At 44.3% G+C, this 13,600-nt stretch carries 9 protein-coding genes; 8 read left to right on the forward strand and 1 reads right to left on the reverse strand.

Annotated elements, in window-relative coordinates; translation table 11 throughout:
* The first annotated feature begins 15 nt into the window (after positions 1 to 15).
* The 5 genes from E5355_RS00490 (at position 16) to E5355_RS00510 (ending at position 4,874) form a co-directional block, all read left to right on the forward strand.
* A complete protein-coding gene (locus tag E5355_RS00490; protein ID WP_081030712.1) occupies positions 16 to 432 on the forward strand; it encodes a zinc ribbon domain-containing protein in 417 nt (138 codons plus the stop codon).
* Positions 433 to 839: 407 nt separating this feature from the next.
* Entirely contained in the window at positions 840 to 1,604 is a 765-nt protein-coding gene (gene dapB, locus E5355_RS00495; RefSeq protein ID WP_136008715.1) for a 4-hydroxy-tetrahydrodipicolinate reductase, read from the forward strand.
* A 6-nt stretch (positions 1,605 to 1,610) separates the two neighbouring features.
* Entirely contained in the window at positions 1,611 to 3,104 is a 1,494-nt protein-coding gene (gene lepB, locus E5355_RS00500) for a signal peptidase I (RefSeq protein ID WP_136008716.1), read from the forward strand.
* A gap of 106 nt (positions 3,105 to 3,210) precedes the next feature.
* Positions 3,211 to 4,143 carry a signal peptidase I gene (lepB, locus tag E5355_RS00505; RefSeq protein ID WP_136008717.1) on the forward strand — a complete coding sequence of 311 codons (933 nt, stop codon included), beginning with the start codon at positions 3,211 to 3,213 and terminating at the stop codon, positions 4,141 to 4,143.
* Between the two features lie 101 nt (positions 4,144 to 4,244).
* Positions 4,245 to 4,874, forward strand: coding sequence for a WbqC family protein (locus E5355_RS00510; RefSeq protein WP_136008718.1), 630 nt, complete (start codon positions 4,245 to 4,247; stop codon positions 4,872 to 4,874).
* 229 nt (positions 4,875 to 5,103) lie between these two features.
* Here E5355_RS00510 and E5355_RS00515 read toward each other — a convergent pair whose 3' ends face one another.
* Positions 5,104 to 7,980: a ligand-binding sensor domain-containing protein gene (locus E5355_RS00515; protein ID WP_136008719.1), complete on the reverse strand. Its 2,877-nt coding sequence runs from the start codon at positions 7,978 to 7,980 to the stop codon at positions 5,104 to 5,106.
* Between the two features lie 288 nt (positions 7,981 to 8,268).
* Here E5355_RS00515 and E5355_RS00520 point away from each other — a divergent pair, with 288 nt between their 5' ends.
* From E5355_RS00520 to E5355_RS19730, 3 genes are read left to right on the forward strand one after another with little or no spacing between them, the layout of a single operon-like run.
* Positions 8,269 to 11,496: a SusC/RagA family TonB-linked outer membrane protein gene (locus E5355_RS00520; protein ID WP_136008720.1), complete on the forward strand. Its 3,228-nt coding sequence runs from the start codon at positions 8,269 to 8,271 to the stop codon at positions 11,494 to 11,496.
* 15 nt (positions 11,497 to 11,511) lie between these two features.
* Entirely contained in the window at positions 11,512 to 12,471 is a 960-nt protein-coding gene (locus tag E5355_RS19725; RefSeq protein ID WP_246866852.1) for a RagB/SusD family nutrient uptake outer membrane protein, read from the forward strand.
* A complete protein-coding gene (locus E5355_RS19730; protein WP_246866853.1) occupies positions 12,407 to 13,486 on the forward strand; it encodes a RagB/SusD family nutrient uptake outer membrane protein in 1,080 nt (359 codons plus the stop codon). The genes E5355_RS19725 and E5355_RS19730 overlap by 65 nt, the downstream gene beginning before the upstream one ends.
* Positions 13,487 to 13,600: the final 114 nt, after the last annotated feature.

Consider the following 13,600-nt stretch of genomic DNA (forward strand, 5'->3'; position numbering starts at 1 on the left):
AAAATATTTTGTATTATGGCACTCATTTTTTGTTCCCATTGTGGAAAGCAGGTTTCGGACAAAGCCACTACCTGCCCTCATTGTAATGCAGTCCTGCAAGCAGGACAACCTCAGGTTCAACCTCAAACAGCTCAGCAGCCGTTCCAGCAGAACACAAATGCTACGCAACAGTCGGTTTACGTAAATGTTCCCGGCAAGCAGTCCAATGGTATCGGCACTACCGGGTTGGTATTCGCTATTCTTGGAATCTTTCTTGGGTGGATACCTATTCTTGGGTGGATTATCTGGTTCCTTGGTGCGCTTTTTAGTTTCATCGGCTTATTCAAAAGTCCGCGTGGCTGCGCCATTGCAGGTTTAATTATCTCATTTATATGGGTGATTGTCGTTGTATTCGTCGTTGGGTCTATTGGAGCCTTTTCGCTCTTTAGTTAATGGTCGTTATACATAAAAGGTTCTATCGTTTAAGAATTTTAGATACCAATTAAGTGGTGCTGGCAAAAAGCGAATTTATTCTTTTTGCCAGCATATTTTGTTTTGTTACTTTTATATGGAAAACAAAAGAAAGTAGAGCTAAAGAGGTTTCATTATTTTCATTCTCATATTAGTATTTCTGCACTTCTGTTTGCATAATATTATTTTATTTGTATGTAAATTGCATGTTTAGAAGAATAAGGATTAAAACAAATATTTTATATAACTCAAATATTATCAGTGTTTTATAAATAAGAAAGTAAATATTTTGCTTTAACAAGACGTTAATGTTGAGCACAAATGTAAGAAAAAGATTATCTTTGCAACCTATAGTTTGTTGATAAACTAAATTAAAACAGATAGAAATAATGAAAATCGCATTAATCGGCTATGGAAAAATGGGCAAGGAAATCGAAAAGATAGCCCTCAGCCGCGGACACGAAATTGTAAGCATCATCGATGTCGACAATCAGGAAGACTTTGAATCGGCAGCCTTCAAGAGCGCCGACGTTGCCATAGAGTTCACCAATCCCATGGTTGCATACAACAACTATATGAAAACATTCCAAGCCGGAGTCAAACTGGTATCCGGCAGTACGGGATGGATGGCAGAACATGGAGACGAAGTGAAGAAGCTTTGCACCGAAGGTGGCAAAACGCTGTTCTGGTCGTCCAACTTCAGTCTGGGAGTAAGCATATTCTCTGCTGTCAACAAGTACCTCGCAAAGATAATGAACCAATTCCCTGCCTACGACGTGAGGATGAGCGAAACGCATCACATCCATAAGATGGATGCCCCGAGCGGTACGGCCATCACGCTTGCCGAAGGTATTCTGGAGAATCTCGACCGCAAAGACAAATGGGTAGAAGGAACTTTCCAAGCTCCCGACGGGACTGTTTCGGGCTCTGCAGAATGTACGGCCGATGAACTGCCAATAAACTCTATCCGCGAAGGGGAAGTACCGGGCATCCACAGCATCCGCTACGACTCCGAGGCCGACAGCATCACTATCACCCATGATGCCAAGAACCGCAGGGGATTTGCCCTGGGAGCCGTCCTTGCCGCCGAATATACCGCCAAGCACGAAGGTGCTTTGGGAATGAGTGACCTGTTTCCATTCTTAAAAGACTAAAACATCATGAGAAAAGCAACACGTATCCAATGGATTAAATTCAGCATAGTCACCCTACTTTACCTTGCCTTTCTGGTCTGGGTAAAAAGCTGGCTGGGACTGATTGTGCTCCCCTTCATTTTTGACATCTACATCAGCAAGAAGATACCTTGGGGATTCTGGAAGAAATCGGAGAACGCTGCCGTACGCAGCATCATGAGCTGGATAGATGCCATCGTGTTTGCGCTGGTAGCCGTCTACTTCGTAAATATCTATGTGTTCCAGAATTATCAGATACCTTCTTCCTCACTGGAGAAATCCTTGTTGGTAGGCGATTTCCTTTACGTCAGCAAGATGAGCTATGGTCCGCGCGTGCCGAATACGCCGCTTTCCATGCCGCTGGCACAGCATACGCTGCCGGTATTCAACACCAAATCATACATCGAATGGCCTCAATGGGAATATAAACGTGTGCCGGGCTTCGGAAAAGTGAAACTGAACGATATTGTGGTGTTCAACTTCCCGGCAGGCGACACGGTAGCCACCAATTTCCAACAGACAGATTTCTATACCCTTGCTTACGAAGAAGGAAAACGCGTGTATCCCAACAAGGTGAATATGGACAGCCTGACACGCAAGCAGCAACGTACTGTCTATGATTTGTACTACAATGCTGGGCGTAACCTTATCCGTTCCAACCCGAGAATGTACGGTGACATTGTCATACGCCCCGTCGACCGTCGTGAAAACTATGTAAAACGCTGCGTAGGCCTGCCCGGAGATACATTGCAAATCAAGAAAGGGCAAGTATACATTGACGGCAAGGCTACCGAAAACCCTACGGAAATGCAGTTCAACTACTTTGTACAAACTACGGGACCTTATATCACTGATGGTATGTTCCGTGAACTGGGCATCAGCAAAGAAGACCAGACTCTGATGACCGACGGTCTGGGCTGGGAAGAGAATCTGATTGAAATGGGACTGGACCACCGGGATGCCCAAGGCAGGCTGGCGCCGGTCTATCATCTCCCGCTTACCAAAAAGATGTACGAGACCCTTACGGGCAACAAGAAGCTAATCAGCAAGATTATCATTGAGCCGGGAGAGTTCTCGGGACAGATGTATCCGCTGAACCTTTACACCAAATGGGACCGCAACAACTACGGCCCAATCTGGATTCCCGCCAAAGGCGCCACCATCAAGCTGACCGAAGACAACCTGCCCATCTACGAACGCTGCATCGTTGCTTACGAAGGCAACAAGCTGGAGGTCAAGGAAGACGGCATCTACATTAACGGTGAAAAGACCGACTCCTATACTTTCAATATGGACTATTATTGGATGATGGGCGACAACCGCGACAAGTCCGCCGACTCCCGTTACTGGGGTTTTGTACCGGAAAACCATGTCGTAGGAAAGCCTATCGTAGTATGGTTGTCATTAGACAAAGACCGCAACTGGTTTGACGGCAAGATACGCTGGAACCGGATATTCAAGTGGGTGGACGGCATTAAATGAATTAATAATCAGAAACTAAAGAATTAAAGGGGAAGGGGGGAAACGATTGCAAACCTTTCGTTCTTTAATTCTTTAATTTTTTCATTCTTTAATTTCGAACGATAGGATGAAAGGCTGGAAAATAGCAATTGCAATAGTTGGAGTGACACTCGTCGTAGTGCTGCTTCGAGGTTGTGTTGCAACTTCCTATCTTATCCCTTCTTCCGGTATGGAAAACTCACTATACCAAGGTGAGCGTATTCTTGTGAACAAGTGGAGCTACGGTCTGCGACTTCCTTTTATGAAGTTATGGGGGTATCATCGCTGGGCAGACAGTCCGGTACGGAAAGAAGATATTCTCGTATTCAACAACCCGGCCAATCTTTCAGAACCCATGATTGACCGGCGGGAAGTCTTTATCGGCCGTTGCATCGGTACTCCCGGAGACACTTTACTGATAGATTCGCTCTTTTCGGTGATTCCTTCGAAGAAAAATGCACCCGACCAGAAGTTCCTTTACTCTTATCCCAGACAACGGGAACGACAGTTGGATTCATTGCTTTCCATTCTCTCCATCGCTCGAGGCAAACTATTGGGACAGGACTTAATAAAGAATATACGTAGTTTCAGCCGCTATGAACACTACTTGCTGGAACAAGCCATGAACGGAAATTGCTGGATAGAACCGATTGTCAAGGAAGAGTCCATGGAAACGTTGAAACCGCTGATAATCCCCAGCAAAGGCAAAGCCATACGCGTATATCCGTGGAACAGAACTTTGCTGCAAAACACACTGGTACTTCACGAAAAGAAGCAGGCTGAAATAAAGAACGACACCCTCTTTATAGAAGGCAAGCCCGTGCAACACTGCTACTTCAGCAAAGATTACTATTGGGTAAACGCCAACAATTCCATCAACCTTTCAGATTCCCGCCTCTTCGGTTTTGTACCCCAAGACCATATAATAGGCAAGGCAAGCGTCATCTGGTTTTCCAAAAAGAAAGGAACAGGACTCTTCAACGGCTACCGCTGGGACAGAATGTGGAAAAGAGTGGAATGACACAAATGAAAGAATAAAAATGAAAGAATAAAAATGAAAGAATAAACAATGAACAGTAACTTCAACTGCAAATCATAAATCGCCCAATCCTAAATATACTGATGAAAACCGTATTTCTTTCTTCCGCCTATCTGGCCCCCGTAGAGTATTACACCAAATTGCTGGCATACGACAAAGTGTTTATCGAGCAGCACGACCACTATATGAAGCAGACCTACCGCAACCGTTGCACCATTGCCGCACCGGACGGTGAATTGGCACTTTCCATTCCCACCGTCAAGCCGGACACGCTGAAATGTCCGATGCGGGATATACGTATTTCCGACCACGGCAACTGGCGGCACCTGCATTGGAATGCCATAGAGTCGGCCTATAACCATACCCCTTTCTTTGAATATTATAAAGACGATTTCCGTCCTTTCTATGAAAAGAAGTATGAGTTTCTGATAGACTTCAACGAAGAGTTGTGCCGTCTTGTCTGCTCGCTCATAGATATACAGCCTGACATGGAACGCACTGTGGAATACCGTACCGAGTTTGCCGCAGACGAGGTAGACTTCCGCGAGCGAATCCACCCCAAAAAGAACTTCAGGCTGGAAGACACGGAGTTCTCACCACAGCCCTATTATCAGGTATTTCAGGAGAGACTTGGCTTTCTGCCCAACCTGAGCATCATAGACCTACTGTTCAATATGGGACCTGAAAGCCTGCTGGTGTTGCAGCAAAGATAAATCGCAGGGAGTATCATGCTTATGTACAAAGGTTACCAGAGAATTGCATTATACTAATAATCAACGGATTCACGCTTTACGCTTCTTTATTCAAAATAAAGTAATACTGTAATCCTAATAAAGTAATATTGTATTTTCTCCACATGAGTCACTTTATACGGAGCAGGCATGTTTCAGACTCCGGTACAAGAAAAGAGGGATTTATTCCGTAACGAATTATTTAAGATATTCATTTAGAAAACTTTTGCAAGAACTCTGCAAGATTCTCCCCCTCACCCAAAGCTAACTTTTTCCGCAAGCGGTAACGGCTGATTTCAACCCCGCGCAAAGAGATATTCATCAACGGGGCTATCTCTTTGGAGAGCAGATTCATCTTGATATAGGCACACAGCAATTTTTCCTTATTACTCAATTCGGGATAAGCCTCTTCCAGCCTGCTGAAGAAGTTGTGATGTACCGAATCGAAAGTAGTCTGAAAAGCCTGCAAATCACCATCGTGCTCGATGTTCGTTTCAATCTGTCCTAACAGACGGAGTGTTTTGCGGCGAAGGGCAACCAGATTCTCTTCACCGACAGCATGCGAGATGCCTAAAACCTCCTTCTTGATATCCATCAGCATCTCATTCTTACGCACAATGTTCAATGTAGTGCAGACCAGTTCTTCTGACTTATGCTGCAGTTCGGCCTGCAGATTAGCCTCTTTCAAGGAGTCTATCTTCTTATCTTTCAAGTCGCTGACCTCCTCGAATGCCTGCTTCTGCCGATAAAGTTCCAACTCCTTTTGCATCAGCAAATGCTTACGACTGGCAGCAATGCGATAATACATATAATACAATAATAGAACGAGAGCTATACTATATGCCAGATAGCTCCACCAAGTGCGATACCATGGAGGCAATACCTCAAAAGCAAAAGATGTCACTATAGGAGCCGTGTCCTTATCCGTAAACAACTTTACACTGAATATATACTTTCCTTCATGCAGACCAGTAAACTCTTTCTTGGTATTTTCGCTATACTCACTCCACTCACCTTCCTCACTGCCATTACTTAACTTATAAGAATAAAGGACTGTCTGCATTTTACTATAGTTATTGGCACTATACTCTATACGAAGAGAATTATAAGCATAGGGAATTATCACCGGGCTATCATCATATGAATAACTCCGGCCATAAACAAGCGAATCACGCTGTCCCGTCATATATACTTTCCTGATTTGCAAAGTAAACGGAGAACGGTACGGTGGCTGATTATCCAGCCTAATGAGTGAAAAACCTTCTTCGGTACCGGCCACAATCTGCCCCTGATTACAGAAATAGACATCTTCGAAATTCTCAATCAGTGATTCACGCAGGAACGTTTCATGTTCTATCCGATAATATTTCTTTTCAGCGGTGTCATAACGTAAAACCTTCAACCGGCCATCCGCTACGTACCATATATTCCTCAAAGAGTCTGCCTTCAGATAAGTGTAAACTTTTCCATCCAACAGATTCTCTAGACGTGTAAATCTCTCCAAACAATCACGCGTCTGGTCATAACTCCACAAACCGTGATGGGAAGTTACAACGATTTCACCATCCACCTCCGACAAACAAGCATCATAACCAAGCGGGAAAGCATTGCTGTTATAGTCTTTGAACTTCTTTACCTGCCTCAAATCCTCGGATAAAGTAACCCTAGATACTCCGTTTTCCTTATTGGCTATCCACAAAGTATTCGCCGTTAACTTTTCCGGCAACATATCTTTGCATGAACGAGGAAATCCTTGAATCCTGCATTCTACTCTCCAATGTGTACCTTTTCTCACAAGAAGATACAACCCACTATATGTACCTGCCAACAATACATCTTCATGCCCAGCCAGCTTTACAATATCCCATACTCCCTTAAGACCGTCAAGATGTTCTATCCGTTTATCATCTGCAATGAATATACCGTTGTCCGAACAGCAAAACATCTTGTTGTCATATTCACGAAGTGACCATATCTGCCCACCTGTACCGGGTACAAAGTCCACCGGATATTCCTTATTCAACCGCCTGGGAAAAGTTGTACAATACAATCCCTGATTGGTTCCCAAATAAAAACGTCCCTGATAATGACACGACGCATAACCTGAACCTATAACAGACCTGCCCCCATACAATGAAGCAACACGTGCATTCAGATGAATACAGTCAATTCCATTGTCCAAGCCCAACCATAGATGTCCAGCCTCATCAAACATCATACTTAGTACAGTCTTGTTTTGCAATCCATTACCTGTAGATATGACTTCCGCTTCATCTGTCTTCAAATTCAGCAAACAAATTCCATTCTGAACACTCCCTAATGCCAACAAGGAGTCTTTCAAAGCAGCACAAAAAAGCTGGTTCCGACTACAAAAGTCATCAGCCGCCGTTGCATACTTCCGCAAAACGGAACCATCATAAACAAACAATCCTTTATCCCTACTTACAACAATCAATTTATCCTGATAGGACAGTAAACCACCTGTTTTCACCGTACTTCCTATGTCAGAAGTGTTATCTACCGGTATAAACTCCGTACCGTTCAATATCATCAATCCTTTGGAAGAAGTCATATAGAATTTATTCCTGACTACCAATGAAGAATAAATATCCGAAAAAACATCTATCTGGCTAATCTTGCCATTTTCCAAACAAAAGAAGCGACGATCTGACTGAAAACAAATTCGATTTTTATCCGACAGAATATTCCAGATTATCCCTACAGATACCGTCGACGGCAAACTGTCCGACAAGCATGTGTAATCCAAACCACCTAAAGGACTTGGACAAAAATAGCCAAACTGCCCCATTCCACCGATATAAATCCGATTATCACTTCCAATTTCCAGAGCACGTGTTTTAGCGTTCCTAATGGGATACGTGTTCCAGGCTACACCATCAAACTCCAACAAGCCTTTATTATTGGCTATATATATCCAACCATTGTCATGTTGCCGAATATTCCAATTCTGATTACCAGCTTTATAAGTATGCCTCGTATAATTCATGATAGGCCGTTGCCAATCGGCCCTCAAGGAAATCGAAAACAACAGCAGAAAAATACAAGTCAGAATAAACACTCGATTCATAGCGGTTAATATTTGTTCTTTACAAACACAAAGATAATACCTTTTTGCAGTAAAGACATTTATATATATAAAAATAAGAGCATATAGCAAAATCGCAAGATGTACCATTTTTACATTTTATTCAACTGATTATAAAAATTTTATATCATGGAAGAGAAAGCTTTGATGTAGTCATAACACATGATTGAGAAAGTTTTGATGTAGCCCTTTTGCCTTAGTGAATATAAGAGAAGACTACTTTTGCCCCTGACAAAATACATAACTTACAATTAATTAAATCTACGTATTATGAGAAAAAAGATCTTTTTCCGAAAGCTGGTACAGCTACTTTTCTTCTGTTGTATGCTTCTTACCAGTTTGGGAACTTTTGCCCAAAGTAGTATTACTATTAAAGGACAAGTGGTAGATGAAACTACCAGTGAGCCCCTTATCGGGGTTTCAATCCTTGAAAAAGGGACAAATAATGGAATCATTACCGACATTGACGGTAATTTCAGTCTCCAGGCTTCCCTCAATTCAACTATTGTAATTTCTTACATCGGGTATGTTACTCAAGAAATTCCAGTCAACCATGTAAAAGGAACCATCAGACTGAAAGAGGACACACAAACACTGGATGAGGTGGTTGTTGTAGGATTCGGTACACAAAAGAAAGTAAACCTCACCGGTTCTGTGGCTACTGCTTCAGCCAAAGATCTCGAAGCCCGCCCCGTGAGCAGTGCCGTACAAGCACTGCAAGGTGTTATCCCTGGCTTGAATATCTCAAACAGTGGGCATGGTGGTGAACTGAATGCCAGCAAATCCATCAACATTCGTGGCAATGGTACCGTAGGCAAAGACGCTAATAATAATGACTATGCCAGCGGTTCACCGCTCATCTTGATTGATGGTATGGAAGGAGACCTCAATACCATTAATCCACAAGATATTGAGAGTATCTCCGTATTGAAAGACGCAGCAGCCTCGTCCATCTACGGTTCACGCGCGCCTTTCGGAGTCGTATTGGTAACCACCAAATCCGGTAAATCCGGTCGCCCGGTAATTAACTACAACAACAGTTTCCGTTTCAACACCCCCATCAAGATGCCCAAAATGATGAATGCATGGGAATACGTTAACTATTACGATGAAGCCATGTTCAACAAAAACAGCACACACTACTATACAGAAGAGTACAAGCAGAAAGTGAAAGACTATGTTGACGGTAAACTTGCCCCTAATGACGTCGCCGAAGCACAAGGCAACGGTAAATGGAATTATGACTATACCTGGGGCAATGTAGACTGGCTACAAGAATACTACCGTAACTGGTCTACTGCACAAGAACATAATGCCAGTATCAGTGGAGGTACAGAAAAGTTTACTTACTACATGTCAGCCAATTATTTGGGACAAAGCGGCTTCATGCGCTACGGCACAGACCACAACAAGCGCAATAACTTGACAGGAAAAATTTCCGCCCAAATTACAGATTATGTAAAGGTAGACTATTCCACCCGTTATTCACGCACCGATTATGACCGCCCAAGTATACTATGGAATGATTTCTATAACAATGTACTCCGTCGCTGCCGTCCGGTACGTCCCCTGAAAGACCCCAACGGCTACTACATGTCCGACATCAACTACATCGAGGCCTTGCAAAACGGCGGTCGTCAGAACGAAATCAACGATGGGCTTTCCCAACAAGTACGTATTACCATTACCCCACTGAAAAACTGGAATATCATCGGTGAACTCAACATCAAGACCGACAATAATTGGACACATTATGAACACAAGCGTGTATACTCACACATGGCCAACGATCCAGAGAAAACATATGTAGCTACCATGACCGGGCCAAGTGAAGACAAGGTGTACGAATACGCCTACAAATCGCTCTTCCTGAATCCCAATGTTTATACCAACTACGACATCACCCTGGGGCAGCACACCATTGCAGCCACAGCCGGTATGCAGATTGAACGGCAAAAATATCGTGATGTAAGCGCACAACGCGCTGACATGATTTCTACCGACCTTCCAGTTCTCAACTTGACTACCAGTTCACAATCTTACGGCATTTCAGGTGTTGTGCAAGAGTGGGCCAGTGCAGGTTTTTTTGGCCGCATCAACTATGATTATGCCGGGCGTTATTTGGTAGAAGGTAACCTCCGCTACGACGGTTCCTCCCGCTTCCGCCGTGGTAACCGCTGGATTCTAACTCCTTCCTTCTCACTCGGCTGGAATATTGCCCGCGAAGCATTCTTCGAATCTCTGGCAGAAAAAATTTCTACCTTAAAGTTAAGAGTATCTTACGGCACACTGGCCAATGCCAACATCTATAACTGGTATCCCACTTATCAGACAATGAATGTAAAAGCATCAAATGGCAACTGGCTTATCAACAATGCCAAGCCCAATACTGCCGAAGCTCCGAAACTGGTTTCTTCTTCACTTACTTGGGAAAAGATCAAAAGTACCAATATCGGTCTGGATGTAGCTGCTCTCAACAATCGTCTGACCGGTTCTTTCGACTATTTCATACGCAAAACAGAAGACATGATGGGACCCGGCATTGAATTACCCGCCGCACTTGGTACCAATGTTCCCCCTACCAATAATACCGATATGAAGACCTATGGCTGGGAAATTCAAATCGGGTGGCGTGACCAAATCGGTGACTTCAAATATGGAGCCAAACTAAGTCTTTCCGACTCGCAAAGCAAGATTCTACGCTATGGTAACCCTACCGGTTCCCTTTCCAAATATGTGGAAGGCGAACTCATCGGTAATATTTACGGTTACACAACCATCGGCATTGCCAAGACCGATGAAGAAATGCAGCAGCATCTCGCTTCACTACCCAACGGTGGACAAAGTGCGTTAGGCAGCCAATGGGCGGCCGGAGACATCATGTATGCCGACCTCAACGGAGATGGTAAAATCAATAACGGAAGTTATACCATCAATGATATGGGTGACATGAAAAAAATCGGTAACAGTACCCCCCGTTTCATGACGGGCATCAACCTGGATGCTGCCTACAAAGGATGGGACTTACAAATGTTCTGGCAGGGCGTACTGAAGCGCGACTGGTGGCCGGGCGATAAAAACATGACTTTCTGGGGTGTAACGGACGGTGAATGGTGGTCTACCTCGTTCAAAGAGCATCTCGACTACTTCCGTACATCCGAAAATCCACTGGGAGAGAATCTAAATTCCTATTACCCACGACCGATTTTTAATACAAAAAACAACAAAAGCCAGACCCGCTATCTGCAGAATGCAGCCTACATGCGTCTGAAAAACATACAGGTTGGCTATACTTTCCCCAAAGTATGGATAAACAAACTTATGCTACAGAATCTGCGCATCTTTGTTTCCGGCGAAAACCTATTGACCATTACCAGCCTCAGCGACACCATGGACCCGGAAACATGTGGTGCCGGATACCAAAGCAACGAACAAGCAAACGGTACGGTATATCCACTGGCAAAGACAATATCATTCGGATTAAGTGTTAACTTCTAAAACAAAAAAAAGAATATGAAAACATTAAAGTATAAACATATCGTAAAAGGAATCGTTTTGGGATGCATGCTCATGACCGGAACCGGTTGTGATGATTTCTTGGATATCACCCCTCCCTCTAACGTAGCTCCCGAAAACTATCTGGTGGAAGAGAGTCAATTAGCTGCCTATACTATCCGTTATTACACGGATAACTTCCCTTCACTGAACAGCTTATATGGAGATGACGAAATGGCTACGGACAACGCCACCACCCGCAACTCCAGCAACCGTTACCTAATTGGCGAATGGAAAACTCCGGCAAGTGGCGGCGAATGGAACTTCAACAACATTTATACCTTGAATTATTTCATCCAATCTGCCGAGAAGAATCTGGAAACCGGAAGTATCAAAGGAAACTCAACCAACATCAAGCACTACATTGGTGAAGGCTATTTCCTACGGGCCTACCAATATTTCTACCGTTTACGCAAATTGGGCGATTTCCCCATCATCAAAGAAGTATTGCCCGATAACAAAGAAGCACTTATCGAAGCTTCCAAGCGGCGGCCACGCAATGAAGTAGCCCGCTTCATTCTGCAAGACCTGGACAAAGCAACCGAATATTTGACCAACAATCCTGACGGAGGCAAAGCGCGCATTACAAAAAATGCCGCACTTGTGCTGAAAGCCCGTGTAGCCTTGTTCGAAGCAACCTGGGAAAAATACCATGCCGGGACTGCACTAGTTCCAAACGGTAAGGGATGGCCAGGAGCTGAAAAAGATTATAATAAAGGATATCAATTCCCCAGTGGAAGCCCCGAAGCGGAAGTGAACTTCTTCCTCGACCAGGCTATCAACGCCTCCCAGACCGTAGCAGATGCCGTGGCACTGACCGCCAACAACGGCAGTATACAGCAATCTGCTGCCGATGCCGCCAACGGCTACCCAGAACCCGAACGGATATCCCGAAGTCCTGATGTACCGCCCCTATAACCGTGACTTGAGCATAGGTACCGACTACAACCATCACATTTACTACGGGTATGCCCGTGGCTATACACACCAGATGGAACATTCCTTTCTCATGAAGAACGGTCTGCCCGTCTATGCAGAAGGTAGCGGTTACAAAGGCGACGACTACATCGGTGATACCAAGATAGACCGCGATGACCGTTGGCGCCTCTTCATGAAGGCTCCGGGTGAAGTAAAAACATTCATCAACACTACCAGTCCCGAATACTTCTCCACTACCCCGATGGTCTATTCCGATGACGTGAAGTACTCTACTGCCACAGGATACCTGCTGGGTAAAGGTTACTCCCACGACTTGAAAGACCAGGATCTGAACAAAGACCAGACTGCCGCCATCATGTTCCGGGCAGCAGAAGCCTACATTACTTACATTGAAGCCTACTACGAAAAGAACCATAAACTGGATGACAAAGCCGACAAATACTGGCGTGCCTTGCGTACTCGTGCCGGTATTGATCCCGATTACAACAAGACCATTGCCGCTACCGACATGGGGCAAGAAAAACTATATGATTGGGGAGCCTATTCCACCGGACAATTAATAGACAAAACACTGTTCAATATCCGCCGCGAACGCCGCAATGAATTTATAGGAGAAGGCTACCGTTACAACGATTTGATCCGTTGGCGTGCCATGGACCAGCTGAATGGTTTCCAGATAGAAGGAATCAAGCTGTGGGGTCCCATGATTAAAGACTATGAAACAGCAGGACTGACCGACAAACTAATTTACGGTAAAAGCGATAAAGAAAACACCATCTCATCACCGGAATTAAGCAAATATGTACGCCCCTACCAAGTAGCGTCTACCGGACTGTACTACAATGGATTGAACTTCTGCCAGGCACACTACCTCAGCCCGATAGCCGAAAGTCATTTCCTGATTACAGCTTCAGACGGTGAAACCACCAGCACCTCCCCCATTTACCAGAATCCGGGATGGCCAATCAAAGCTAACGAATCCGCTGACAGATAACCACATGCCTCTGGAATAAAAAGGTTGTTTTCTAAACCGGGAAGCGAAAATATCACATTTATCTTTATTTTCGCATCCCCCTTCATTATCTTTGTCAGCATCACAGTTCTATAA

This window comes from Bacteroides muris (ex Afrizal et al. 2022) (assembly GCF_004793475.1).
Lineage (GTDB): Bacteria > Bacteroidota > Bacteroidia > Bacteroidales > Bacteroidaceae > Bacteroides > Bacteroides muris.

Coding starts and splice junctions, on each gene's coding strand:
- E5355_RS00490 (WP_081030712.1), top strand. CDS start 16: ATGGCACTCATTTTTTGTTCCCATTGTGGAAAGCAGGTTTCGGACAAA.
- dapB (WP_136008715.1), top strand. CDS start 840: ATGAAAATCGCATTAATCGGCTATGGAAAAATGGGCAAGGAAATCGAA.
- lepB (WP_136008716.1), top strand. CDS start 1,611: ATGAGAAAAGCAACACGTATCCAATGGATTAAATTCAGCATAGTCACC.
- lepB (WP_136008717.1), top strand. CDS start 3,211: ATGAAAGGCTGGAAAATAGCAATTGCAATAGTTGGAGTGACACTCGTC.
- E5355_RS00510 (WP_136008718.1), top strand. CDS start 4,245: ATGAAAACCGTATTTCTTTCTTCCGCCTATCTGGCCCCCGTAGAGTAT.
- E5355_RS00515 (WP_136008719.1), bottom strand. CDS start 7,980: ATGAATCGAGTGTTTATTCTGACTTGTATTTTTCTGCTGTTGTTTTCG.
- E5355_RS00520 (WP_136008720.1), top strand. CDS start 8,269: ATGAGAAAAAAGATCTTTTTCCGAAAGCTGGTACAGCTACTTTTCTTC.
- E5355_RS19725 (WP_246866852.1), top strand. CDS start 11,512: ATGAAAACATTAAAGTATAAACATATCGTAAAAGGAATCGTTTTGGGA.
- E5355_RS19730 (WP_246866853.1), top strand. CDS start 12,407: ATGCCGCCAACGGCTACCCAGAACCCGAACGGATATCCCGAAGTCCTG.